The organism is Streptomyces violaceusniger Tu 4113 (genome assembly GCF_000147815.2).
Taxonomy (GTDB): domain Bacteria; phylum Actinomycetota; class Actinomycetes; order Streptomycetales; family Streptomycetaceae; genus Streptomyces; species Streptomyces violaceusniger_A.
The window spans coordinates 6,518,676-6,544,896 of sequence record NC_015957.1; the positions used below are offsets into that span (position 1 = coordinate 6,518,676).

The following is a 26,221-nucleotide window of genomic DNA, read 5'->3' on the forward strand; positions in this document are numbered from 1 at the left end:
TTTCCGGTGGAGTGGAAGACGCCTTGCCAGATCGGAGCCGTCATGCCCTGTCGCCCGCATGGACTCATCCTTGTCACCGATCCCGGTGAGAACTGCATCGCCGTGGTCGACCCTGAGTCCCGCAGGCTCGTCCCGACGCTCAGCGCACCGATCCCGCTCCCGGCGCGGTGCATGCCCGACCGCCTGGTGGTGCACACCGCGCTCGACGGCCTCGACGCGCTGGCGGCCTTCCACCGCGGCACCCTGCTGGACACCCTCCCCGGCGGCCCGGACGCCCCGGCACTTACCGGGGTGGGGCCGGGTGAGTGGCCCGGCATCGAAATCGCCCGTTCCCTGGGCACGTTCGAAATCTTTAACCAGTTCTCCGGGATCTTTCCCGACCAGGGCCCCTACAGCGGCGGGACCTTGGTGACCATCATCGGCAGCCACTTCTCGGGCGCCACCGCCGTGTTCTTCGGCTCCCGCCGGGCGGCGACCTTCTCCGTTCTCGACGACCAGACCATCATCGCGGTGACCCCCTCGGGGACCGGAGCGGTCCCGGTCAAGGTCACCACTCCGGGCGGTACGGCCCCCATCGGCTACTTCTACTACGTCGCCTGGCCCACCCTGACCGGGCTCCTGCCCATCGCCGGCCCGATCGGCGGGGGCAATATCGTCGAGCTCACCGGCGTCAATCTGAGCACCGCGCGGCTGGTGCGTTTCGGCACTGCCATCGCCTCCCCCACGGCCGTCTCCGACCAGCATCTGCTCGTGACCGCTCCCCCGGCCTCGGGGCCCGGCACCGTCTCGCTGTACGTCATCAGCGTGGGCGGAGTGAGCAACCGGCTGCTCTACACCTACGCGCCCGTGCCGGTCGTCACCGATGTCAGCCCGTCCACCGGGTCGGTCGCGGGCGGCGAGACCATCGTCCTGACGGGCACCGGGCTCACCTTTGTCACCGGCGTCACCATCGGCGGAGTCCCCGCGGCGTCCTTCGAGTCGTACTCCGACACCCTGCTCGCCGTGGTGACGCCCCCGGGCGTCCCCGGCCCCGCCGACATCACCGTCACCACCGCCGGGGGCAGTGTGACGGTGCCGGGCGGCTTCACCTACACGGCGTCGACCACGACGGCGGTCACCTCCGTGCCCGATCCCTCCATCGTCGGCCAGCCGGTGACCCTCACCGCCGTGGTGACGGGCATCCCGCCCACGGCGGGCACCCCCACCGGCACCGTCACCGTCGACTTCGGCGACGGCAGCCCGAGTGTGAACGTGTCCCTCACCGGTGGCACGGCCACCGTCAGCCATGTCTACGCCGCGCCGTCGGTCACTCAGTACGCCGTCACCGCCGAGTACAGCGGCGATCCGTACTTCACGCCCTCCGCCGGGACGGACACCCAGACCGTCGAGGCGGCGGCGACCACCACCACGGTGGTCTCCACCCCCGATCCGTCCGTGCCCGGACAGTCCGTCACCTTCGTGGCCCAGGTGGCCCCCGCGCCGCCGGGGGCCGGTGCGCCGACCGGGACGGTGACGTTCGACTTCGGCGACGGCACCCAGACCGTCACCCTCCCGCTGGCGAACGGGGCGGCGACGGTGGCCCATGCCTACCCGGACGTCGCCGGGAGCCCGTACGCGGTCACCGCCACCTACAACGGCGACACGAACTTCACCTCCTCCGTGGGAACCGACAGCCATACCGTCGAGCAGGCCGGGACGGCCACCTCCGTGACCTCCGCGCCGGACCCCTCGGCGGTGGGCGAGCCGGTCACCGTCACCGCCACGGTCACGGCGATCTCCCCGGGAGCGGGAACACCGACGGGCACCGTCACCCTCGACTTCGGCGACGGCACCCCACCCGTGACGCCACCCCTCACCGGCGGCACGGTGACCGCCACCCACACCTACACCGGCGCCACCGGCAGCCCGTACAGCATCACCGCCGCCTACAGCGGCGACAGCAACTTCTCGCCCTCCACGGCGACCGACCGTCAGTCGGTGGGGCAGGCCTCGACCACGACCGCCGTGGCCTCCGCCCCCGACCCCTCGGCGGCGGGCGAGCCGGCCACCGTCACCGCCACGGTCACGGCGATCTCCCCGGGGGCGGGAACACCGACGGGCACCGTCACCCTCGACTTCGGCGACGGCACCCCACCCGTCACCGCGCCCGTGTCCGGGGGCCAGGCGACGGCCACGCACACCTACACCTCCGCCGCGGGCAGTCCGTACCCCATCTCCGCCACCTACAGCGGGGACGCGGACTTCCGGACGTCTCTCGGCACCGACTCGCAGACCGTCCAGCCGGCCGCCACCGCGACGGCCGTGACCACCGCGCCCGACCCCTCGACGGTGGGCGATCCGGTGACCTTCACCGCCACGGTCACGGCCGTTCCGCCCGGCGCGGGCGCCCCCACCGGCACGGTCACCTTCGCCCCCGGGGACGGCACCCCGCCCATCACCGCGACCCTCATCGGCGCCACGGCCACCGCCACCTACGCCTACACCGACACCGCCGGCAGCCCGTACACGGCCACCGCCACCTACAACGGCGACATCGACTTCACCGCCTCCAGCGGCACCGACACCCAGACCGTCGAACCGGCCGCCACCGCCACCGCCATCGCCTCGGTGCCCGCCCCCTCCACCGTGGGCCAGGCGACGACGTTCGTCGCGAAGATCACCCCCGGGACTCCGGCGGCCGGTTCGCCGACGGGCACGGTGACGTTCGAGTTCAGCGACAACACCCCACCCGTCACGGCGCCCGTCACCGGCGGCACGGCCACGGTCGTCCACACCAACCCGGAGACGGCGACGCCGTACACGGTCGCCGCCACCTACAGCGGCGACCAGAACTTCCAACCGTCCTCGGCGGCGGGCACCCATCAGGTCGTCCAGGCCGTATCGACCACGGTGGTGACCGACTCGCCGTCCCCCTCGGTGACCGGCGAGCCGGTGACCTTCACCGCGACCGTCTCGGCCGCCCCACCCGCCTCCGGCACCCCGACCGGCACGGTCGCCTTCGACTTCGGCGACGGCACCGCGCCCGTCGTCCTCCCCCTCACCGGCGGTACGGCGACCACCGATCACGCCTACACCACCGCGGCCGGCAGCCCGTACACGGTCACCGTCAGCTACGACGGCGACGCCAACTTCGTGCCATCCGTAGGCACCGGCCTCCACCCCGTCGACCCGGCCGCGACCAGCACCACGATCACCGCCACGCCCGACCCCACCGTCACGGGCGAGCTGGTCACGGTCACCGTGGCCCCCACCGGGCCCGGCGCGGGCACCCCGACCGGGCCGGTCACCATCGACTTCGGCGACGGCACCCCGCCGGTCACCGCCGAGCTGGTGGCCGGCTCCGCGTCGGTCATCCACGCCTACACCAGCACGGCCGGCAGCCCCTACACCGTCTCGGCCGAGTACGGCGGCGACACCGACTTCGCCCCGTCCGAGAACACCCTCGAGCACGCCGTCGCACCGGCCTCGACCACCACCGTCGTGAACTCGTCGCCGAGTCCGTCGGCGGTGGGCCAGAGCGTGACGCTGATCGCGCGGGTGGCGCCGGTGCCGCCGGGCGCGGGCGCGCCGACCGGCACCATCACCTTCGACTTCGGCGACGGCAGCGCGCCCGCCACCGCGCAGGTGGCGGGCGGTGTGGCCACGACGTCACACGCCTTCACCTCCACCGTGGGCAGCCCGTACACGGTCACCGCCACCTACAGCGGGGACGCCAACTTCGCCGCCTCCACCGGCACCGCCGTCCACCAGGTGGAGATGAGCGTGTCCGCCACCTCGACGACGGTGAGCTCCGCTCCGGACCCGTCCGTCGCGGGCGAGTCGGTCACCGTCTCCGCGACGGTCGCGGTCCTCCCGCCCGCCGCGGGCACCGCCACCGGGACGGTGACGTTCCACTTCGGCGACGACAGCCCGGCCGTCACCGTCCCGCTCACCGGCGACACGGCGACGACCAGCCATGTCTACACCTCCACCGCGGGAAGCCCCTACACGATCAGCGCCGAATACAGCGGCGACGGCGACTTCACCGGGTCGACCGGGCTCGACACCCAGACGGTCACCCCGTCCTCGTCGTCCACGGCGATGAGCTCCGCTCCGGACCCCTCCGTGACTGGCCAGCCGGTCACCTTCACCGCGACCGTCACCCCGGGCCAGGCGGGTGCGGGTACCCCGACCGGCACGGTGACGTTCGACTTCGGCGACGGCAGCCCGTCGGTCAGGGCGCCCATGACCGACGGGACGGCCATCGCCGTCCACGCCTACCCCTCCACCGCGGGCAGCCCGTTCGACGTCACCGCCACCTACAGCGGGGACGCGAGCTTCACCGGATCCACGGACACCGGCACCCGGACCGTGGCCCCGGCGGCCACCTCCACCGCCGTCTTCTCCTCGCCGGACCCGTCCCAGTCGGGCCAGCCGGTGACCGTCACCGCCAATGTCACGGTCCTCGCCCCGGGGTCGGGCACACCCGACGGCACGGTCGTCTTCGACTTCGGCGACGGCACTCCGACGGTCACCGCCACCAGCGTGGCCGGAGTGGCGACAGTCACCCATGCCTACACGGGGACGTCCGGCAGCCCGTACACCATCACCGCCACGTACGACGACGACGGCGGCTTCGCCTCCTCCACCGGCACCGACGTCCACCCCGTGCAGCCGGCCTCGACCACCACCACGGTGACCGCCGATCCCGACCCGTCGGTGGTGGGCGAGCAGATCACGGTCACCGCGACGGTCGCACCACTGCCACCGGGGGCCGGGGTGCCGACCGGCACGGTCACCTTCGACTTCGGCGACGGCACGGCACCGGTCACCGTGCCGCTGGCCGGAGGGGCCGCCATCCTCGCGCACGCGTACCCGAGCAGCCTCGGCAGCCCGTACACGATCACCACGACGTATGACGGCAGCGACGGCTTCAGGTCCTCGGTGAACACCGAGACCCATACGGTCCTGCAGGCCGCGACGACCACCACGATGAGCTCCGCGCCGCAGCCCTCCGTCGTGGGCCGGCCGGTCACCTTCACGGCGACCGTGGCGCCGGTGGCACCGGGCGGGGGCTCGCCGACCGGAACGGTGACCTTCGACTTCGGTGACGGCAGCGCCCCGGCCGCGGTCCCGGTCGTCAACGGCCTGGCGACGGCCGTGTACGCCTATACGAGTGCGGCGGGCAGCCCGTACCCCGTCACCGCCGCCTACGGCGGCGATCCCGACTTCACGGCCTCCGGTGACACCGTCGCCCACTCCGTCGGCCGGGCCCCGACCGCGATGGCGGTGACCTCGACACCGGATCCGTCGGTGACGGGCCAGCCGGTGACCGTCACCGCGACCCTCTCGGTCGTCGCCCCGGGAGCCGGAACCCCCACCGGCACCGTCACCTTCGACTTCGGCGACGGCACACCGATCGTCACCGCACCGGCCACGGCCGGGGTGGCGTCGGCCACGCACACCTGGGCCGACACCTCGGGCAGCCCGTACACCATCACGGCGGACTACAGCAGCGACGGCGACTTCACCGCCTCCAGCGGCACCGTCACCCACACCGTCGCCCCGGCCGACACCCACACCGATGTGGTGTCCTCCCCCGATCCATCGGTGACGGGCGAGCCGGTGACCATCACCGCGGCCGTCTCCGCCGTCGCCCCGGGAGCCGGAACCCCCACCGGCACCGTCCTCGTCGACCCCGGCGACGGCACGGCCCCCGTCACCGCCTCCCTGACCGGAGGCGTGGCGACCGTCACCCACGCCTACACCGAGGCCTCCGGCAGCCCGTTCACCATCACGGCCACCTACAGCGGCGACGCCGACTTCACCGCCTCCAGCCGCACCGACTCCCAGAACGTCGGCCTCGCCGCGACCACCACCACCGTCAGCGGCCTGCCGGAGCCGTCGTTCACGGGCCAGCCGGTGACGTTCCAGGCGCGGGTGGTGCCGGTCGCCCCGGGCGAGGGCTCGCCCACGGGCACGGTGACCTACGACTTCGGCGACGGAACCGCGCGGGTCGACGTCCCGGTGTCGGACGGTGTGGCGACCGCCGTGCACACGTACGCGACCGCGGCGGGCGGCCCGTACACGGTCATCGCCGCCTACGGCGGGGACGACCACTTCATCGGCTCCGTGGACGCGGAAACGCACTTCGTCGAGCAGGCGTCGTCGACCACGACCGTCGATTCGTCACCGAATCCGTCGGTCACGGGCCAGCCGGTGACCGTCACCGCGACCCTCTCGGCCATCGCCCCGGGGGCCGGAACCCCCACCGGGACCGTCACCTTCGACTTCGGTGACGGCACGCCGACCGTCACCGCACCGGTCACCGGCGGGACGGCCACCATCAGCCATGGCTATCCCACCGCCCTCAACAGTCCGTACACCATCACGGCGGACTACAGCGGCGACGCCGACTTCGCCGCGTCCAGCGGCACCGCCACCCAGAGCGTCGCCCCGGCCGCGACCGACACCACGGTGACCTCGGCCCCCGACCCGTCGGTGCCGGGTCAGCAGGTGACCATCGGCGCCACCGTCGCACCGGCCGCGCCCGGAAGCGGAATCCCCACCGGGAGCGTCATCTTCGATCCCGGCGACGGCACCCCGCCGGTCACCGCACCGCTCACCGCGGGGTCGGCGAGCATCACCCACACCTACACCGGCACCTCCGGAAGCCCCTGCACCATCACCGCCGCCTACAGCGGCGACGCGGACTTCACCGCCTCCACCGGCACGGACACCCAGACGGTCGGTCAGGCGGACACCGCCACCGCCGTGGTCACCTCTCCGGACCCGTCCGTGGCGGGTGAAGTGGTCACCCTCACCGCCAGGGTCTCGGCCGTGGCTCCGGGGGCGGGCTCCCCCACCGGCACCGTCACCTTCGACTTCGGCGACGGCACGCCGACCGTCACCGCACCGGTCACCGGCGGGTTGGCGACCGCCACCCATGCCTACGCCACCTCGGTCGGCAGCCCCTTCACGGTCACCGCCGCCTACAGCGGAGACCCCGACTTCGCCCCGTCCACCGCCACCGGGACACATACGGTGCTGGTGAGCGCCGCCACCACATCGACCACCGTGACCTCTTCCCCGGACCCCTCGGTGACGGGCCTGCCGGTGACCTTCACCGCGACCGTGGCACCGACCCCGCCCGGCGCCGGAGTGCCCACCGGCACCGTCACCTTCGACTTCGGCGACGGCTCGGCGCCCGCCACGGCGTCGCTGTCCGGCGGCGTGGCGACCGTCGTCCACGCCTACTCGACCGCGGCGGGCAGCCCGTACACGGTCACCGCCGGCTACAGCGGGGACGTCAACTTCAGCACCTCCGCGGGCACGGACACCCATACGGTCACCCCGGCGGCGACGACCACGGCGGTGGCCTCCGCACCGGATCCCTCCGTGGTCGGCCAACCGGTGGCCCTCACGGCGGCCGTGGCTCCCGTCGCCCCGGGCGCGGGCGTGCCCACCGGCACCGTCATCTTCGACTTCGGCGACGGCTCTCCGGTCGCGTCGGCGTCGCTGACCGGCGGGGTGGCCACGATCAACCACGCCTATGCGAGCGCCGACGGCTTCACGGTGACCGCGACCTACGCCGGTGACACCAGCTACACCTCGTCCACCGGCACCGACACCCAGACCGTGCACCAGGCGGCCACCGCCACGGCGCTGGTCTCCTCGCCGAACCCCACGGTCAGCGGTCAGCCCGTCACCCTCACGGCGACGGTGGTGCCGATCATCCCGGGGGCGGGGGTGCCGACCGGGACGGTCACCTTCTCCTTCGGCGACGGCACACCGACCGTCACCGCTCCGCTCTCCGACGGCCTCGCGTCCGTCAACCACTCCTTCACGGGTGCCGCCGGCGGCCCGTACACGGTCACGGCCACCTACAACGGGGATGCCGACTTCACCGCCTCCACCGGCACCAATGTCCAGATGGTCAACAGGGCGGCCACCACGACGGCGGTGACCTCCTCCCCCGATCCCAGCGTCACCGGGCAGACCGTCACCCTCACCGCGACGGTCTCCGCGCTCGCCCCGGGCACCGGGACACCCACCGGCACCGTCACCTTCAACCCCGGCGACGGCACACCGGCCATCATCGCGACCCTGTCCGGTGGCACGGCCACCGCCACCCACGCGTACACCAGCGCCGTCGGCAGTCCCTACGCCGTCAGCGCCACCTACAACGGCGACACCGGCTACACCGCCTCCACCGGCACCGACACCCAGACCGTGGGCCGGGCGGCCACCACCACGACCGTCACCTCCTCGCCCGACCCCACCGTCGCCGGCCAGACCGTGACCCTCACCGCCACCGTCACCGCGGTCGGGCCCGGCGCCGGAACCCCGACCGGCACCGTCACCTTCACCTACGGCGACGGCACACCGGCCGCCACGGTGCCGGTCGCCGGGGGTGTGGCCACCGTGACCCACGTCTACGCGGGGACCTCGGGCAGCCCCTATGCCGTCACCGCCACCTACAACGGGGACACCGGCTATACGACGTCCACCGGCACCGACACCCAGACGGTCAACAGGGCGGCCACCACCACGACGGTCGCCTCCTCGCCCGACCCCAGTGTCACGGGCCAGGCTGTCACGCTCACCGCCACGGTGGCGTCCCTTCTGCCCGGCGCCGGAATCCCGACCGGGACGGTCACCTTCTCCTTCGGCGACGGCACCCCGACCGTCACCGCGCCCCTGTCCGGTGGCACGGCCACCACCAGCCATGCCTACACCACCCGGACCGGCAGCCCCTTCACGGTCACCGCCACCTACAACGGGGACGCCAACTACACGACGTCCACCGGCACCGACACCCAGACCGTGGGCCGGGCGGCCACCACCACGGCCGTGGTCTCCGCCCCGGACCCCTCGGCGACCGGGCAGTCCGTGACCCTCACCGCCACCGTGGTATCCGTCTCCCCGGGCGTCGGAACCCCGACCGGCACCGTCACCTTCTCGTTCGGCGACGGTACGAACAACAGCACCGCGACCCTCTCCGGCGGCGTCGCGACCGTCACCCACACCTACACCACCAAGACCGGCAGCCCCTTCCCCATCACGGCCACCTACAACGGGGATACCAACTTCAGCGCCTCCAGCGGCTCCGACACCCAGACCATCGGCACCAAGATCGCGACCGCCACCACGGTGACATCGATCCCCGACCCCTCGGTGGTGGGTCAGCCGGTGACCATCAAGGCGACGGTCTCGTCCGCGACCGGTACCCCGGCCGGGGCCGTCACCTTCTCCTTCGGTGACGGCACCAACACCGCCGTGGGAATCCTGCTCAGCGGTATCGCGACCGTCACCCACACCTACACGACCACCACCGGGAGCCCGTTCACCATCACGGCCACCTACAACGGGAACGACAACTTCGCCACCTCCAGCGGCACCGACACCCAGACTGTCAACAAGACGGCCACCACGACATCCGTGGTCTCCTCCCCGAACCCCTCGACGGTGAGCGATCCGGTGACCGTCACCGCGACCGTGTCCCCCGTCGCCCCCGGCACGGGGACGCCCACCGGGACCGTCACCCTGGCCATCACCGAGCGCACCCCCCAAGTGGTGACACTGGTGAACGGCACCGCCTCCGCGACGTTCAACCCGCTGCAGAAGGGGACGCACACCGTCACCGCCAACTACAACGGCGACGTCAACTACGCGACCTCCTCGGCGACCACCACACAGACGGTGGTCACCGGTCAGGGGTAGCCCGCGGGGCTCACGGCCGGTCCGCCGCCTCGACGGGCGCATCCCCGCCCGCTTCGGGGCGGCGGTACATCCGTGTCGCGGTGATCTGGCCGTGGACCTGCTGCTCCTCCGCCGGCTCCCGGACCGGCAGGCCGGGCCGCAGATGCTCCTCGACACTGATGTACTTCAGCCCGGCCCGCAGATCCGCGTCATTGCGCAACCGGATCACCAGCGGGAACTCGGCCAGAGCCGTGGTGTCGAACAGCCCCGTCGTATAAAGGAGCTGGACCCCGAGCGCGTCCGCGACCGCCCGCTGAAGCTCCAGCAGATAGGTGGCGTTGGCGCGGCCGATGGGGTTGTCGAGGAAGAGGGTGCCCGCGTGGCGGTGCTTGTCGCGGCCCCGGTCGTTGCTGCGCAGGGCCGCCATCGTGCAGTACAGCGCGATGGCGGCGGTGAGCAACTGGCCGCCGGAGAACACATCGCCCATCTGTCCCACCGGCACCCGCTCGGCCCGCAGCACCGCGTCCGGTTTGAGGATCTCGACGGCCACCCCGCGCGGCTGGAGCGCGGCCTGGACCCCGCGCAGCAGCAGCGACATGCCGTCCCGCCGCAGATCGGAGTTCTTCCGGACGGCGGAGCGGGTGGCCTCGTCGATGACCTCGCCGAGCCGCTCGGCGAGCGTGGCCTGGTCGGGGTCCTCGAAGCGGATCCGCAGGAACTCCTGCCCCGACCACTCGCCGAGCCCCTCCGGGAGCCGGGAGAGCCGCTGCGCCGAGCGCAGGGTGGCCAGGCAGGACTCGACCAGGCCGCGCAGCCGGTCCACGATGGAGTCGCGGTTGCGCTCGAGCTGCTCCAGCTCGTCGGTGAGCACGCGCAGCCGGGGCGCGAACGCGTCGGCCCAGGCGGCGGCGTGCTCGGGCAGCGCGGCCGCCGGGAGTTCGCGGATCTGCTGGCGGGCGGGGGTGCGCACCTGCTCGTAGCGGGTGGAGTTGGCGTGCCGCACCAGCACATCGCCGGCCTCCCGCACCGCCGACTCGGCCCCCGACAGATCGGCGGCGCAGCCGCGCAGTGAGCGGCGGGTCTCGGCGGCGGCCTGACGGGCCTCGGCGAGACCTCCGGCGTACGGCTCGGGCCGCTCGCCGTCGTCCTCCGCGCCGGGGCCCTCGCGCAGCAGATCCCGCAGCAGGGCGGCGGTCTCGTCGAAGCCGCCCGCCCCGTCCTCGGCGGAGCGGTGGGCGCGCACCAGGTCGGCGTGGGCGGTACGGGCGGTGTCCAGGGCGTCCGTACGGGCGGCCAGTTCGCCATTGGCGGTGCGCAGCAGCTCCTTCGCCTGCTCGGCGTCGGCCGGGACCGTCTCCTCCGGCAGCTCCGTGTGGGCGTCGCCGTCGGCGGGGGCGAGCCGCTCGGCCTCGCCACGCAGCCGCCCGAGCTGCTCGCTCGCCGCCGACGCACGGCCCTCCAGCATCTGGACCAGCGATTCGGCGCGGGCGGCGGCGGCCTGCCGGGAGGGTCCGTCGGCGCCGTCGGTGCCCTCCAGAAGCTGGGCGGCGCGGGTGCGGACCTTGTTGGTGAGCCGGTCGAGGGAGGCGAGCGCGGCGCTCTCGTCGCTTTCGGCGCGGGCCTGTTCGGCGCGCAGATCGGCGCCGACGCCGACCTTCTCGTAGACCTGGGAGGCGGCGCGGTACGCCTCGCGGAGCGCGGGCAGCGAGGTGCTGGGCGGCTCGGTGTCCTCGCCGAGGTCGTCGGGGGCGCCCGCGATCTCCGCGCGCTCGGCGCGCAGGGCGCGGGCGGTACGGTGCGCGTCGTCGGCCGCGCGCTGGGCGGCGCGCCGGTCCTCGTCGGCGGAGCGGGCCCGGTCCACGCAGCCCGCGGCGCGCTCCTCGTACTCGGCGGCCTCCTCGGCCAGTTCGCGCAGCCGGGTCTGCCAGGTGGCGCGCTCCCGCAGCCGGTACGCCAGACCGGCCAGCGCGTCCGCCACCCGTCGGGCCCGCTGCGCCGTCTCCTGGCGCTCGTCCCGGACGCGGGCGGCCTCGGTGGCGGCCTCGTCGGCCTCCGCCCGTGCCGTACGCGCCTCCACCAACTCGCGCTGCGCGGTGTCGGCGGTCTCCCGGCCGGTCTCCGCCGCCGCCGCGAGCTCCGCGAGCCGCCCGGGCGGGCAGCCGGTGCGAAAGGAGGCGAGCCGCGCGGACAGCGCCCGGTCCCCGGCCAGCCGGGCGGCGAGCGCCCTGATCTCCGCGTCCCGCTCGGTGGCGCGGGCCCGCAGCTCGCGCCGCTCGTCGTCGGCGGCGCGCTCGTCGTGCATCGCCGGGTTCGGCGGCACGAGGAAGACCCCGCTGTCCTCGGTACCGGGTGCGGGCGTCGGCGCGAGCAGCGCGGCGGACGTCCCGACGGCCACGGCGGACCGCGGCAGCAGCGACGCCTGCGCGAGCACCGCACGGGCGCGGGCGTGGGTGTCGGGGTCGGTGATGACGACGCCGTCCACCAGCTCGGGGCGGGCCGCGAGCACGGCGGCGTGGTCGACGGGGTCCACGGCCTGGGCGAGGTAACGCCAGCCGGGGAGGGCGGGGATGCCGTGCTCGCCGAGGTATTCGACGGCCGCCAGCACATCGGGGCTGGGCGGCAGCAGCCCCCCGTCACCGAGCGCGCCCAGGATCCGCGCGTCCTCGGCGGCGGCGGTCCGCAGCTCGAAGAGCTGCCGCTCGGCGGAGGCCACGCTCTCCTCGAGGAGCTCACGCAGCGCCTCGGCGTTGCGGTCCAACTCCTCGGCGGTCAGCGGCCCGTCACCGAGGGGCCGCTGGGCGGGGCGGGCGCGGTCGCTGCGGTCCCGGCCGGGTGCACCACCGGGCTCGGGGGTCCAGCAATCGGAGTCGTCGGTGAGGTCGGTGGGGTCGGTGAGGTCGGTGGGGTCGGTGGGGTCGGTGTTGGTGGCGTCGGGGTCGTCGGCGTCGTCGGGGCCGGTGTCGGTGTCGGTGTCGGCGTGGGTGACGTTGGCGTGGACGACGTCGGGGGCAGCCTCCGACTCGGCCCGACCGCTGTGGGCGGCATCGGCAGCAGCCTCCGTCCCGGCCCGAGCACCCCGGGCGGCATCAGCAGCAGCCTCCGTCCCGGCCCGACCGCCATGGTCGGCATCGGCGGCAGCCCGCGACTCGGCCCGGCCCTCGTCGCCGTCCCCGACTCGAGCCGATACCTCCCCGGGCGGCCGGGAGTCGGCCGCCACGGCCCGGGCGCCGTCGCGCGGGCCATCCTGGCATGGGCCGCCGTCGCCCAGCAGGGCGTCCTCCTTCTGGTCGATCCGCACCGTCACCCGCCCCGCGGGCCGCGACTCCGCCGCGAGCGGACGACGCCGATGGGCCTGCCCCGGCCCCGCCTCCGCGTCCTCGGGAGGAGCCGCTCCCTGCCAAGCGGAGCGCGTCTCCTCCGCCTCACCCACCGGTCCGGCGTCCGGTAGCCGGCCGCCAACGGAAGCAGCATCGCCGGCCATGTGCTGGGCGGTGCCTGCCTCGCCCACCCGGCCGGTGCCCGAGAGCCCGTCGCCCGTGGCGGCGGGGGAGCCCCCCGCCTCTTCAACGCCACTCGTCACCTGGCCCCAATGGCGCGGCTCACCGACCGTACGCGGGCCGGAAAAGCCATCTCCGCGCGCCGGGTCGCCACCCGCCGGCCGGTCGCCCACGGAAGCGGCATCGCCCATGCGCTCGGCCGGGCCTGCCTCGCCCACCGGGCCGGTGCCCGAGAGCCCGTCGCTCCCTGAGGCGGGGGCGTCTTTCGCGCTCATACCCGGGCGCGCCTCGTGCGCCGGGCCGACGGGCGGCTGTCCATACTCGACGCCTGCGGCAGCGTCCGCCGCGCCCGCGACGCCGTCCGTCCACCGGGCCGCCGGGCCGGTCGCGGCCGAGCCCAGAGCGGCGGCCTCGTTCTCCGGGGTGGCGGTCAACTCGTCCGTGGCGTACGCCGGGTAGGCACCCGGCTCGTAGCCCTCCTCGCCCGGGAGATGTTCGCGGGTGCCGCCGGGTGGCTCCTCAAAGGCGTAGGCGTGGTCGGCGGGTGCGGGCTCGTCGTCCAGGGGGATGGTGCGGGTGGAGGCGCGGAAGGCGGCCGGGAGTTGGGAGAGGCCGATGTCGTCCGCGTCCTCCTCGTCCACGCGGACCGTGATCCACCCGGCCCGGTCGGAGTCGGTCGGCAGGGCGCGGGCGCCCCGCCGACGCACGGCGCCCGCGTCCGGAATGCGCACCGTCACCCCGCCCGCCGCGCGCGCGTCCGCGGCCGAGGGGCGGGCGGCGCTACCGCGCGGGGCGGGGACGGAAGGCTGCGGCAGGCCCAGCAGTTCGACCAGGCGCTGCTCCGCGCCCAGCGCCTCCGCGGCGCGCCGCTCCGCGTCGTACGCGGACTCCGCGGCCCGCGCCGCGTCCACCGCTCGCGCCGCGGCCAGGTCGGCGCGGGCCTCCTCGGCGGCGGCCGACTTCGCGTGGTCGGCGGTGCGCCGAGCGGTCTCGCGGGCCTCGTCGAAGGCGGCGACCGTGGTCTTCTCGGCGTCGCTCGCGGCGAGGGCGGCGCGGGCCGGGTCGGCGTCTGGGGCGGAGTCGTCGAGCCAGCCTGCGCGGACGGCCTCGGCGGTCTCCTGCTCGACCTCGGCGAGCCGCTGGCGCAGATGCTCGGCGTCGCTGCGGGCGCGCTGGGCCGCCGTGGCGGCGGAGGTGGCGTCGCGGTGGGCGGCCTCGCCGGCCTCCTGGAGGGCGGCGGAGCGCTCCTCCTCCTCGCCCGCGACCCGCTCTCCGTCGGCAGCCGCCGCGTGCAGGGTGCGAACGAGGTCGCCGGCGGCCTTGGCTCGGGCGGCGAGCGCGGGGGCGGCGTCCCGCTCGGCCTCGCGGATGGCGGCGGCCACGCGCACGGAGCGGTCGGCGGCGGCCCGGTGGCGCAGCACGGTCTCGGCGGCCTGCCATGCGGAGTGCAGAGTGCGGGCGTCGTTGAGCTCGCGGCGCTGCGCCGCGGCGCCCTTCTCGGCGGCGGCCAGCGCCAAGGAGGCGTGGCGGTAGGCGAGTTCGGCGGCGACGAGGTCGCTGCGGCTGCGCGCTGCCTCGGCGTCGGTGACGGCCTGGGCGGCGGAGCCGACACGCTCGGCGAGTTCGGCGGCGCGCGCCCGTTCCTCCGCGCCGCGTGCGGACAGCCGCCGGGCGAGCCTACGGGTGCGGCGCTCGGCGCCCGCGTGCACGCCGCGGGCCTGCTCGCGCCGCTCCGCGGCCTCCGCGATGCGCTGGAGCAGATCGAGCGAACCGGCGGTGAAGTCGCGCTCGGCGGTCAGCTCGGCGCGGCGGCCCAGCTTGTGGGCGAAGCCGTGGACGAGGTCGGCGAGCCCGTCGGTGTCGCGGGTGTCGGTGACCGCGCGCAGCAGGAGATCGGTGAAGTCGGAGTCGTTCTTGACCGCGAAGAGCCCGGCGGCCTCACCCTCGTCGGCGTTCATCTCCCGCTGGTAGCGGAAGAGTTCGGGGTCGAGGCCGAGCTCGCCGAGGTGTTCGTTCCAGCGCTCGTGGATCTCCACCCAGACCACGTCGAGATGCGGATACGCCTTGGCGGCCTCCGTTAGGGCGTCACGGAAGCCCTTCATGGTGCGGCGGCGGCCGCGTGCGGTGGAGGCGCCCTCGACGGCGGGCCGCACCGCCGCGGATTCGGCGACCGGCAGCGAGTCCAGGCTCATCCCGGGGCCGGGCCGGAAGGAGTACCACGCCTCGGCGAACTTCCGCGGGTCGTTGGAGACCTGGCGGCCGCGCCATTCGCTGACCTTGCCGACGACGACGGTCTCACCGGTGACGGTGTGCTGCCACTCCAGCGCGACATGGCCGCAGTCGTCTGCGAGCAGGAACTTGCGCAGCACACCGGAGCTGGCGCCGCCCAGGGTGTTGCGATGGCCGGGCAGCATCACCGAGAAGATCAGCTTGAGCAGGACGGACTTGCCGCCGCCGTTCTCCAGGAAGAGCACACCGGCGGGGGCGGGGCGGCGCGGCGGGCCGACCGGCTCCTCCTCGAAGAACTCCGCCTGGGTGGGCGCGGGGCTGGGCACCGGCTCGCCGACTCCGCGCAGGTCCAGCACGGTGTCGGCGTAACGCGCACCGGCCGGTCCGATGGAGTAGAGGCGGATCCGGGACAGCTCGTACATGGCGGCGGACTCTCGTTGTCGGAAGGGGTGGTGATATCGGGCGGGCGACGACGGGGCAGGGGCAGGGTTCAGGAGTGGAAGGGGAGACCGGCGTCGGCCACCAGATCGAGGTCGTCGCCCTCGTCGGGGGGCAGCAGGGTCGCGCTGCCGTCGCTGACGGGGACGACACCGAGCTCCAGCAGCTCGGCCATGGCGGCGGTGGCCGCCATGTCGCGCACCTGGAGCTGATAGCGGGCGGTTGTGCGGTAGGTGCCACCGGACTCGTCCCCGGTGCGCTGCAGAAAGCCGGAGTCGACAAGGAAGGCGAGGGCCTTGCCGACAATGCCGGTGGTGGAACCGGCGAGCCTGCGCGCGTCCTTGGTGGCGCCGGTCGCGCTGCGCCGGGCGTACACCCGCCAGGCGGATTCCAGCCCGGGCGCACCGGTGGCGGGGTCGGTGTTCTCCCCCTGCTCCTCGGCGCGCTCCTCCAGTCGCCGGCACGCCTGGCGGACGAAGGCGTCGACGCCGTTGACGGTGACCCGGCCGATATAGCCGTCGTCGGCGAGGTCCTCGGGGCGGGGGAACGCCAGGGCGGCGACGGCGAGATGGGCGAGGCCGTGCAGAAAGCGGTCGGCGGAGTCGGTGGCGGCCCGGCGGGCGTAGTCGCCCATGCGGACGGCGAAGACGGAGTCCTCGGCGGCGGTCACGGCCATTCCGGCGCGGGTCGAGACCTCCAGCACGATGAGCCCGAGCCCGGCGGCGACGGCGTCGGCGAGGCGCGCGAACGCCGGTTCGTCGCGGTGGCGGCGCAGCAGCTCAGCGTATTCGACGTCCCGTGCGGGCAGCAGCTTGGGCTGGAGTCCGAAGGCCACCAGCCGTGCGGCGTCGGCCGCGTCGGCGGGCGTGATCCCGGGCGCCGCCGGGGCGGGTGCCGCGTCCGGCGGTGTCATGTCGTCGATGTCGTACTCGGTCACGGCTGAACCTCCTCGCGCGGGGCGTATTCGCTGGTCATAGCGGCCATCAGGCCACCTCCGCCCGGTCGGCCGCCATACCGGCCGCGTCCAGCAGGGCGGTACCTACTATCAGGTCGGCGCCGCCGAACTCGGGATCGTCCAGCTCGGTGCCGTCGTCCACGGCGAACAGCAGCCGCTGCTCGCCCTGGCGGTAGGCGGTGCCGACCGGGGGGCTGGCGGCGTGGACGGCGAGGAGGGCGATCAGATACGGCAGTTCGGGGTCGCGGCGGCGGGCGTCGGCGAGCAGCCCGGACAGCCGGCGGGGGGCGTCGGCGGGCAGCTCGAGCAGCTCCATGGCCACCGCGAGCTGCTCCTCGCTGAAGCGGCTGTCGTCGGGGGTGACGATGAGGTCCGGCTCGGGCATCTCGGCGCCGAGGTGCTCGCGCTCCACGGGCGGGGTGAGCAGCATCTCGACCAGGTCGCCCATGCGCACCGAGGTCGGGGTGCGCAGGCCGGTGCCGCGGGCGAAGAACGCGTCGGTGACCCGGCCCGCGCGGTCGAGGGGGAGCGGGAGGACCGGGGCCAGTAGCTGTCCGTACAGGTCGTATCCGGAGCGTGGGGCGGGGGGTGCGAAGGCTTGGCGGTCCTGCTCGGCGCGGAACAGCGGACCGGCCTCCAGCAGCCGGGACTGGAGCTGGGTGTGGCGCCGGATGCAGTCCTTGACGATGTCGACGAGCTCGGCGGCGCGCCGCTTGTGCTCGGCGCTCTCCGCCTCGTCGCGCGCCTTACGGATGTTGGTGAGGATCGCGTTCTCATGGCGGTAGCGGTCGGCGACGTGGTCGAGCGCCTCGCTGATCAGCTCGGGGACGGTGCTCAGCCAGTCGACGGCTCGGACGTTGCGCCGGGTGGCGTCGAGGGTGCGGCGCAGCGTCTCCGAGTACTGCACGGTGCGGTAGCGGGCCTGCTCGGCGGCGAGTTGGGCGTCGGCGAGCCGGCCCCGGCTGATGAGGACCTCCAGCTTGACCTCGGCGGCGATCTGGGCGCTGGTGACATCCGTGTCGAGGGCGCCGACCAGGACGTTGACCGCCTCGTCGGTGGCGCGGAGATAGACGCTGCCGCCGGGGCCGGGCACCTCTTCGATCAGCTTGAAGTCATAGTCCCTGCGGACATACACCCCATCGGGCCCGAAGGTGCCGTAAACGGCGCGGAAGCCGCGGTCCACACTGCCGACGTTGATCAGGTTCTCCAGCACCCAGCGGGCGACCCGGTCGTGCTCGGCGGCGGGGCGCCCGGGGGCCTGGGCCGCGACGCGGGGCAGCAGCCTGGCCACTATCTGCTCGTGGTCGGCGCCGGTGTCGAAGTCCATGTGGAGCGTGACGAGGTCGATGGCCGCGAGGGCGACCTCCGCCATCGCGTACACCCCGTACTCCCCCGCCAGGTTGGCCTTGCGCGCGTCGAGGTCGTGCAGCGGCGCGGTGCAGGCAAGCGCGCGCAGCCGCCGGGCCAGGCCCTCGTCGGCGGCCGGGCCCGGGGCCGGCCGGGCAGCCCCTTCAGCGGTGTTGAGCTGGGGCGCGGCGGCCCCCGGGGGTGGAGATGTCACGTCGCACAGAGTAGGCGGTCGCACCGACAACGTACGAAACGGCACGGAGATCCCGGTATGAGGCACCAGATCCCCCTGGCGTGGACGCGTGTACACCGGCGCGTCCCCCGCACCTCACCGATCCGTCAGTCTACGGCTCACCGGCCGGTGGTCCGTCCAGGGCGAGCACCGCGAAGGTGGCCAGCCAGTGGTCGCCGGTGAAGTCCCCGGAGTCGGTGGCCGGGAGCCCGGCGGCCAGATGGTCACGGGCCGCCGTCCGCAGCACATCCGCCCGCGGATCGCCGTGCGGCAGGGCGGCGGCCAGGCGGCGGAGCGCGGCGGCCCGGCTGAGGATGAGGCCGAGGAGATGACCGATCTGCGGATCGGCCGGGTCGGAGACGACGGGCGGGGTGAGCACGGTGACGGGCTCACCCCATTCGACGCCGGGCAGGAAGCGTTCCAGCCAGCGCGCGAACCCCTCTTCCTTCAGCACCCGGCTCATCGCCTCGGCCTCGGTGAGCGCGGGCGAGAGGAAGTCCTGCCCGGAGGGCTCCCAGTGGACGGGGGCGTCGTGGTCGTCGGCGAACCAGCCGAGGACGGCCTCGGTGACCGGTTCGACGATCGTCTCGACACCGGCGGCGGCCGCGCTGTCCAGGACCAGGCCGAGGGCGAAGGCGCTGTTGGTGTGGACGCCGTGCCGCACCGGGTAGGTGGCGCGTGCCAGCCATCCGCTCAGCAGTGCGCTGACGGCGTCGGCGGCCGGTTCCAGGGCCTTCGCCCAGCGCTCGCCCGCGGGTCCCGGGAGGCTTCGGCACTCGGCGGTCAGCGCGAGCAGCCAGGCCCATCCGTAAGGGCGCTCGAAGGAGGGATGGGCACGGAGATAGCCCGCCTCGGCGGCCAGGGCATCGACCGTAAGGTGCCCGTCCAGTACGGCGGTGACCTCGTCGGCGCGGATGAGGTCCGGGCAGCGGCGCAGCAGCCGGACCAGCAGCCAGTGCATATGGACCGCGGAGTGCCAGTCGTAGGAGCCGTAGAAGGCGGGGTGGTGCCGGCGCGGCTCCACCAAGTCCTCGGGTCCGCGCAGCAGATGCGCCGGGGCGTTGGGGTAGGCCCGGGTGACGTTGGCGGTGGCGAGGGCGGCGAACCGGGCCGCGTACCGGCCGAGTTCGCTCCCCCTCTCGTCCGGCCCGTCGAATTCGTTGGACTCGTTCGGCTCGTTCGGCTCGTGCGGCTCGTGCGGCTCGTGCGGCTCGTGCGGCTCGTGCGGCTCGTGCGGCTCGTTCAATGCGTTGCTCCCTCGGCGATGCGCAGGTCGGTCCGGGTGCGCACGGCCGCCCCGATGATCGCCCGCAGCGCGTCGGCGGACATCGCGGCGGGCAGGGCGGGTTCGGCGCGGTCCACGACCTGTTCCGGCGCGTACGGGAGGTGGACGAAGCCGCCGCGCAGCGCGGGCCGCTCGGTGGCGATGAGATGGGCCAGGCCGTAGAAGACGTGGTTGCACACGAAGGTTCCGGCCGTCTGCGAGACGGCGGCCGGAATCCCGGCCTCGCGGACGGCCGCGACACACGCCTTGACGGGCAGGGAGGCGAAGTAGGCGGCAGGGCCGCCCTCGACAACCGGTTCGTCGATGGGCCGCCGTCCGGCGTTGTCGGGTATGCGGGCGTCGTCCACGTTGATCGCGACCCGCTCGACGGTGACACCGGGACGGCCGCCGGCCTGGCCCACGCACAGCACCAGGTCGGGGTCGGCCTCCTCCACGGCTGCGGCCAGCTCCTCGAGCGCGGTGCCGAAGACGCATGCGAGCTGTACGGCCGTGACCTCGGTCCCGGGCGGCGGAGCGGCGGCGACGAGGGAGACGGCCTGCCACGACGGGTTGACGTCCGAGCCCGCGAAGGGCTCGAAGCCGGTGAGAAGAACTCGGGTCACAGCGGCCCCCTCAGAAGGCGAAGAGCGAGATGATGGCGATGTTGCAGACCAGCAGCGCCCCGGCGGTGGGGATCTGCGCCTTGATGGGCCCGTACTGGTCCTTGAGTTCCAGCAGCGCGGCGGGCACCAGGTTGAAGTTGGCGGCCATGGGGGTCACGAGCGTGCCGCAGAAACCGGCCAGCATGCCGACGGCGAGGACGACGGGCGGATCCCCGTGCATCTGCTGGATGAGCACGGGCCAGCCGATGGCGGCGGTCATCACCGGGAAGGCGGCGAAGGCGTTGCCCATGATGATGGTGAACAGGGCCATTCCGATGCAGTAGACGGCCACGGCGATGTACTTCTGGCCGTCCGGCAGCAACTGCTCGGTGATCTTGCCGACCTGGGTGCCGACCCCGGCCACCTGGAAGATGGAGCCGAGCACGGCGAGCAGTTGGGGCAGCAGCAGCGCCCAGCCCATGGACTCCAGCAGGCTCCGGCCGGCGTGCAGGGGCACCGAGGGCCGCCGCTCGCGCACCACGACCATGGCGACCAGCAGCCCGGCGATCGCGCCGAAGCCGAGGCCGAGGATGGTCTCGCTGCCCTCCTCCAGGACGGGTTCGCCACCGATGTGCCAGTGCTTGACGGCCGAGGCGCAGACGACGGCGACCAGCGGGATGGTGAGCGCCGGGACGAACAGTTTGCTGCCGAGCCGGGCGGCCGTGGCGGTGCGCTGCTCGGGGGTGGTGGTGTTCGGCACGCCGCGCCCGGTGAGCTGGAAGCCGCCGAGGCAGACCATGGCGAGGACGGCGACGCCCAGCGGTTCGGCCGGGGCCTTCTTCTCCACCACCCAGCTGCTGTAGAAGAAGCAGCCGCCGAGCAGCCCCCAGAAGGCGGCCGAGCCAAGGCGCTTGGGGTTGCTGCGGTCGACGGCCATCTGGGCGGCCATGGCGAGGAAGACGGCGCCGACGAGCCAGTAGAACCACTCCGCCTTGATCACTTGGCTTCCTCCGCGGTGCGGCTGCCCTTGGCAGCGGATCGGCCGCCGGCGGCGGCGAGGTCGTGGTCCAGGGAGCGGTCCAGGCGCAGCAGCCGGAAGCCATGGATGAGGAACGCGCAGACGGCGGTGGGGATGGCCCACAGCGCAAGCTGCAGCGGCTCCAGATGGGTGTGGTACGTGGTGTTGACGAATCCGGTGATCAGCAGGATCGAGCCGATGGCCAGGAAGCAGTCCTCGCCGAAGAACAGCCCGACCGTGTCGGCGCTGGCGGAGTACGAACGGACGCGCTCGCGGACCCGCTCGGGCAGCGGGCCGTGGCGGCGTTCCGCGGCGCCCTCGGCCATCGGCGCGACCATGGGCCGCACGCTCTGGGCGGGGCCGCCGATGCTGGTGAGGCCGAGCGCGGCGGTGAGCTGGCGCAGCGCCAGGTAGAGGGCGAGGAACCGGCCGGTGGTGAGCTTGCCGAGCCGCCCGATGAGGGTCCGGGCCTGCTCCTGGAGGCCGTTGCGCTCCAGGAGGCCGATCACGGGCAGGGTGATGACGAAGATCGTCACCGAGCGGCTGGAGGCGAAGCCGTCGCCGAAGGCCGCCAGGATCTCCTGGGGCGAGAGCTTGGCCAGCAGTCCGGTGGCGATGCCGGCGACCCCCACCACCAGCAACGGGTTGCGTCGTGTGGCGAATCCGAGGATCACCACGAGGACGCCAAGGAGAACGATCATGCGTCCAGCCTTCCGCGCAGAAGGACCTCACGGGGGCGTGAGGAGAGTGCACCGGAGGCTAGGCGTTCGTTCAACGATCCGACAAGAGCCTGAAACGAACTTGTTCCGGCTCCGTCGGATCGTTTACCGCTGGGAAACCTCTATCGCCGGGACATCTTCCGCCCGTAGGCATCAGCCAACTGCCCCTGGGAATCGTCCAGATAGGAGGCGAGCAGCCGCTCCGCCTCCACCGCGTCGCCGCTCTGCAGCACCTCGAGGATCTGGCGGTTGCGCACCAGATAGGGGGCGTAAAAGCGGCGGGGGTCGGCCATGACGTGGAAGACCAGCCGGAGCTCGGCCAGCACCCCGCGCATGAGTTCGTCCGCGCGGGGACTTCCGGCGAGGGAGACGATCGCCTGATGGAAGCGGATATTGGCGGTGGACAGCTCCTCCCAGGCCCGGTCCCGCGCGGCGCGCTCGCCCGCCAGGACCGCCGCCTCGACCGCCTGGACCGCGTAGGGCGGCTCGCCCAGACCGCGCACCGTCGCGCATTCGACGAGCCGGCGCACGCGGTAGATGTCATTGAGGTCGTCCACCGTGACGACGCGGACGAACACCCCGCGGTTCAGCTCGTGCACCAGCAGCCGCTCATGGGTCAGCAGGCGGAACGCCTCACGGAGGGTGTTGCGCGAGACGCCGAGCGCGCCGCCCACGCTGTCCTCGGACAGCCGGGTGCCGGGCGGGAAGAACCCCTCGGCGATGCGGTCGCGCAGGATGTCGGCGACGCGCTCCGCCGTGCTGGTGCGCCCCAGCAGGGCCCGGTCGGCCTCGAGCCCGGCGGCGAGACCGGAGACCTGGGGGTACCCGGCCGCCTCCGCCGCCTCCGGCATCTCCGGCGACTCGTCCGACGATTCCTCCGACGACTCGCCGGACCGGCGATTTACGCCTTTTGTCCCGTTCGCCACATCAGCCCCAGTTCGATGTCTCGTTCGTCCCGTATAGCGAGAAGTCAAGCCCAGAAACCGTCACCGGACAACAACCATCTTGTCGGATCGTTCAACGATCGCTTACCTTGTGGTGCCATCCACAGCCCCTCACGTATCCCCCACGCCCCGAACGGACGGATATGACCGCATCCTTGGCGAACCTGTCCATCGACCTCAACGCCGACCTCGGCGAGGGGTTCGGCCGCTGGGAGCTCACCGACGACGAGGCCCTGCTGTCCATCGTCACCAGCGCCAATGTCGCCTGTGGCTTCCACGCCGGGGACCCCTCGACCATGCGCCGGGTGTGCGAGCTGGCCGCCGAGCACGGGGTGCGCATCGGGGCCCAGGTCTCCTACCGTGACCTGGCCGGTTTCGGCCGGCGCAGCATGGACGTCCCGCCACGGGAGCTGACCGACGAGATCGCCTATCAGATCGGCGCACTGGAGATCTTCGCCCGCGCCGCCGGGGCGCGGGTGCACTACGTCAAGCCGCATGGCGCGCTCTACAACCGCAGCGTGCACGACGAGGCGCAGGCCGCCGCCGTGGTCGAGGGCGTCCGACTGGCGGCCGGCGGTCCGCTGCCGGTGCTGGGGCTGCCCGGATCCCGGCTGCACGAGGCGGCCCGCGCGACCGGGCTGCCGGTGATCGCCGAGGCGTTCGCCGACCGCGCCTACACCGCCGCCGGGACCCTCGTACCGCGCGGCGAGCCCGGCGCCGTGGTCTCCGACCCGGACACGGTGGTCAAGCGCGCCCTCGGCTTCGCCCGGGACCGCGCGGTGACCTCGATCGACGGAGAGCGCATCGAGGTGGACGTGCGCTCGCTGTGCGTTCACGGGGACACCCCCGGCGCCGCCGACCTCGCCCGCCGGGTGCGGGGCGAGCTGACGGCCGCCGGAGTGCGCGTGGCGGCGTTCATATGACCCTGCGGTCCCTGCCCGTCGGCGAGCACGGGCTGCTCATCGAGGTCGACAGCGGCGAGGCGGCCGAGGCGCTCCACGCCGAGCTGCTGCGCCGCGCCGCCGCGCGGGAGCTCCCGGCCGTACGCGAGATCGTGCCCGCCGCCCGCACCGTGTTCCTCGACGGGCTCGCCGACCCCGGGCGGCTCGCCGCCGAGCTGCCCGGCTGGCGGATACCGCCGCTGGACCGCGGCGACAGCGAGATCGTCGAGGTGTCCGTGCGCTACGACGGGCCCGATCTGGCCGAGGTCGCGAAGCGGTGGGGGGTGACGCCCGAGGAAGCCGTAAGGATCCACTCCGGGACCGAGTTCCGGATTGCCTTCTGCGGCTTCGCGCCCGGCTTCGGCTATCTGACGGGGCTGCCCGAGCGGTTCCATGTGCCGCGCCACGCGACGCCCAGGACCCGGGTGCCGGTCGGCTCGGTGGCCCTCGCGGGCGGGTACACGGGCGTCTATCCGCGCTCGTCCCCCGGCGGCTGGCAGCTCATCGGCACCACGGACGCCGTGCTGTGGGACACCGCGCGGAAACCGGCGGCGCTCTTCACTCCCGGCACCCGCGTCCGTTTCATCCCGGTACGGGCTACGGCGGACCCGGCGCCGGACCCCACCCCGGGAGGGACGGCGCCATGACCGACAGCGCCTTCGTCGTCGTACGCCCGGGAGCCCTGACCACCGTCCAGGACCTGGGCCGCGTCGGCCATGCCCATCTCGGGGTGCCCCGCTCGGGTGCGCTCGACCAGCCCGCCCACCGGCTCGCCAACCGCCTGGTGGGCAACGCCGAAGGGGCCGCCACCCTGGAGACCGCGCTGACCGGCTGTGCGGTGCGGCTGCGCCGCCCGGCCACGGTCGCGGTCACCGGCGCGCCCTGCCCGGTCACGGTCGACGGCCGGCCCGCCGCGTGGGGAGCGGCCGTACGGGTGCCGGCGGGCGCGCTCCTGGAGGCCGGGGCCGCCGCCCACGGGGTGCGCAGCTATGTGGCGTTCGACGGTGGTGTCGAGGCCGAGCCGGTGCTCGGCAGCCGGGCCACGGATGTGCTCTCCGGGCTGGGCCCGGCGCCGCTCGTGGACGGCGCGGTGCTGCGGCTCGGGCCACCGGGCGGGCCCGCGCCCGGTGTGGACGGGGTACCGCATCGGGGCGTCGCACCGGAGCTGGTGCTTCCCGTGGTGCTCGGCCCGCGCGACGACTGGTTCACCCCGGCGGGGCTGCGCACCCTCACCACCGGGGAGTTCCGGGTCTCGGCCGCGAGCAACCGGATCGGCCTGCGGACCGAGGGCCCCTCGCTGGAACGGGCGAAGGACGGTGAGCTGGCCAGTGAGGGGATGGCGCTCGGCGCGCTCCAAGTCCCGCCGGACGGACGGCCGGTGCTCTTCCTCGCCGACCATCCGACGACCGGCGGCTACCCGGTCGTGGGCGTCGTGCCGGAGCCGTATCTGGCCGCCGCCGCGCAGGCCGTCCCCGGCACCCCGGTGCGCTTCACCCCGCTGGGCCGGGCCTCCTGGGGACCGCCTGCGCGGCGCAACGTCGCGGACGGGCTCGGCTATTAACAGGCCCTTGCGCCAGCAGGTGTCCGACGGATCTTGACGCCTGCGGCGGGCCGCTCCCCGCCCCGCCCCTTCCCTCAACTGGGGCTCCGCCCCAGGCCCCGGGGTCCAGGGCGGAGCCGCTGCCACGCGGCGGAGCCGCATATCGATGCGATCCAGCCCCTCCGGCGTCCGAGGAGCGGGGTCCTGGGGCGGAGCCCCGGCGGCGGCCGGGGGCCGGGCCCCACGCGGCGGAGCCGCATATCGATGCTGCGGGAAGGGGCGGGGAGGGGAAAGCGTCGATATGCGGCCCCGCCGCGTGGTCCGTCGGACACCCCGTAACCCGCCCTGGCCCGGACAGGACCCAGCCCCGGCAGCCCCTAGCGGGCCCGCCGTGCGCCGACCCGCTCCCTGCGCTGTGCCTTGCGGCGCAGGGAGCGGCGCTCCTCCTCACCGACGCCGCCCCAGACCCCGTGGGTCATCCCGGTCTCCAGCGCGTACTCCAGGCATTCCTGGATCACCGGACAGCGGTGGCAGACCTCCTTGGCCCGCGCCTCCTGCTGCTGGGCGGCCGGGCCCGCCACTCCCACCGGGAAGAACAGCTCCGGGTCCTTGTGCGTGCATTCGGCCTTCTGCCACCAGGCCATGGCTGCCCCTTCCGTGAACGACGGTGCTGTAAGCGCCCGCCGTCGGACTCACACGCATGGTTCGCGAGCGGGCGCCGCCCGGGAATCATGCGGGCGCGTCCTAGCGGGCTTCGATAAGGGTCGGGTTTCCGATCGTGGCGGCGGCAAACGGATCCAAACGCGCCATGGCT

At 73.9% G+C, this 26,221-nt stretch carries 13 protein-coding genes; 4 read left to right on the forward strand and 9 right to left on the reverse strand.

Translation table 11 applies throughout. The features are described from left to right. Positions 1–42: 42 nt before the first annotated feature. Complete coding sequence (locus STRVI_RS50985; RefSeq protein ID WP_014058721.1) at positions 43–9,702, forward strand: Ig-like domain repeat protein; 9,660 nt, start codon at positions 43–45, stop codon at positions 9,700–9,702. A 10-nt stretch (positions 9,703–9,712) separates the two neighbouring features. On the opposite strand, the gene STRVI_RS26575 is transcribed toward STRVI_RS50985, so the two are convergent. The 8 genes from STRVI_RS26575 to STRVI_RS26610 form a co-directional block, all read right to left on the reverse strand. Beyond that, positions 9,713–15,829 carry a hypothetical protein gene (locus STRVI_RS26575; protein ID WP_014058722.1) on the reverse strand — a complete coding sequence of 2,039 codons (6,117 nt, stop codon included), beginning with the start codon at positions 15,827–15,829 and terminating at the stop codon, positions 9,713–9,715. A gap of 68 nt (positions 15,830–15,897) precedes the next feature. Further along, positions 15,898–16,758, reverse strand: a complete 861-nt coding sequence (locus STRVI_RS26580) for a hypothetical protein (protein ID WP_106685963.1) — start codon at positions 16,756–16,758, stop codon at positions 15,898–15,900. 70 nt (positions 16,759–16,828) lie between these two features. Further along, a complete protein-coding gene (locus STRVI_RS26585) occupies positions 16,829–18,361 on the reverse strand; it encodes a hypothetical protein (RefSeq protein WP_043236586.1) in 1,533 nt (510 codons plus the stop codon). A gap of 130 nt (positions 18,362–18,491) precedes the next feature. After that, positions 18,492–19,625, reverse strand: a complete 1,134-nt coding sequence (locus STRVI_RS26590) for a DUF2891 domain-containing protein (protein ID WP_014058725.1) — start codon at positions 19,623–19,625, stop codon at positions 18,492–18,494. Beyond that, positions 19,622–20,266, reverse strand: a complete 645-nt coding sequence (gene pcp, locus STRVI_RS26595; RefSeq protein ID WP_014058726.1) for a pyroglutamyl-peptidase I — start codon at positions 20,264–20,266, stop codon at positions 19,622–19,624. Before pcp ends, STRVI_RS26590 begins: the two co-directional genes overlap by 4 nt. Positions 20,267–20,276: 10 nt before the next feature. Beyond that, on the reverse strand, positions 20,277–21,245 hold the full coding sequence (locus tag STRVI_RS26600) for a DUF979 domain-containing protein (RefSeq protein ID WP_014058727.1): 969 nt from the start codon (positions 21,243–21,245) through the stop codon (positions 20,277–20,279). Continuing rightward, positions 21,242–21,964: a DUF969 domain-containing protein gene (locus STRVI_RS26605; protein ID WP_014058728.1), complete on the reverse strand. Its 723-nt coding sequence runs from the start codon at positions 21,962–21,964 to the stop codon at positions 21,242–21,244. The genes STRVI_RS26600 and STRVI_RS26605 overlap by 4 nt, the downstream gene beginning before the upstream one ends. A gap of 140 nt (positions 21,965–22,104) precedes the next feature. Further along, positions 22,105–22,833 carry a GntR family transcriptional regulator gene (locus tag STRVI_RS26610; protein WP_014058729.1) on the reverse strand — a complete coding sequence of 243 codons (729 nt, stop codon included), beginning with the start codon at positions 22,831–22,833 and terminating at the stop codon, positions 22,105–22,107. A gap of 236 nt (positions 22,834–23,069) precedes the next feature. Between STRVI_RS26610 and STRVI_RS26615 the strand changes: the two genes are divergently transcribed. The 3 genes from STRVI_RS26615 to STRVI_RS26625 are packed head-to-tail and all read left to right on the forward strand — an operon-like array spanning position 23,070 to position 25,428. Further along, entirely contained in the window at positions 23,070–23,849 is a 780-nt protein-coding gene (locus STRVI_RS26615; RefSeq protein WP_014058730.1) for a LamB/YcsF family protein, read from the forward strand. Further along, complete coding sequence (locus STRVI_RS26620) at positions 23,846–24,514, forward strand: 5-oxoprolinase subunit B family protein (RefSeq protein ID WP_014058731.1); 669 nt, start codon at positions 23,846–23,848, stop codon at positions 24,512–24,514. Before STRVI_RS26615 ends, STRVI_RS26620 begins: the two co-directional genes overlap by 4 nt. Next, the gene (locus STRVI_RS26625; RefSeq protein WP_014058732.1) at positions 24,511–25,428 is read left to right on the forward strand and encodes a biotin-dependent carboxyltransferase family protein; all 918 of its coding nucleotides are present in this window, start codon (positions 24,511–24,513) and stop codon (positions 25,426–25,428) included. The genes STRVI_RS26620 and STRVI_RS26625 overlap by 4 nt, the downstream gene beginning before the upstream one ends. 356 nt (positions 25,429–25,784) lie before the next feature. Here STRVI_RS26625 and STRVI_RS26630 read toward each other — a convergent pair whose 3' ends face one another. Next, positions 25,785–26,051 (reverse strand): WhiB family transcriptional regulator, encoded by a 267-nt coding sequence (locus STRVI_RS26630; RefSeq protein ID WP_014058733.1) that lies wholly within the window; start codon positions 26,049–26,051, stop codon positions 25,785–25,787. Positions 26,052–26,221 lie beyond the last annotated feature (170 nt).

Excerpts from the sequence above, each read along its gene's own strand:
- STRVI_RS26575 (WP_014058722.1), bottom strand. The coding sequence starts at position 15,829 with ATGTACGAGCTGTCCCGGATCCGCCTCTACTCCATCGGACCGGCCGGT.
- STRVI_RS50985 (WP_014058721.1), top strand. The coding sequence starts at position 43 with ATGCCCTGTCGCCCGCATGGACTCATCCTTGTCACCGATCCCGGTGAG.
- STRVI_RS26625 (WP_014058732.1), top strand. The coding sequence starts at position 24,511 with ATGACCGACAGCGCCTTCGTCGTCGTACGCCCGGGAGCCCTGACCACC.
- STRVI_RS26630 (WP_014058733.1), bottom strand. The coding sequence starts at position 26,051 with ATGGCCTGGTGGCAGAAGGCCGAATGCACGCACAAGGACCCGGAGCTG.
- STRVI_RS26580 (WP_106685963.1), bottom strand. The coding sequence starts at position 16,758 with ATGACACCGCCGGACGCGGCACCCGCCCCGGCGGCGCCCGGGATCACG.
- STRVI_RS26610 (WP_014058729.1), bottom strand. The coding sequence starts at position 22,833 with ATGCCGGAGGCGGCGGAGGCGGCCGGGTACCCCCAGGTCTCCGGTCTC.
- STRVI_RS26620 (WP_014058731.1), top strand. The coding sequence starts at position 23,846 with ATGACCCTGCGGTCCCTGCCCGTCGGCGAGCACGGGCTGCTCATCGAG.
- STRVI_RS26615 (WP_014058730.1), top strand. The coding sequence starts at position 23,070 with ATGACCGCATCCTTGGCGAACCTGTCCATCGACCTCAACGCCGACCTC.
- STRVI_RS26605 (WP_014058728.1), bottom strand. The coding sequence starts at position 21,964 with ATGATCGTTCTCCTTGGCGTCCTCGTGGTGATCCTCGGATTCGCCACA.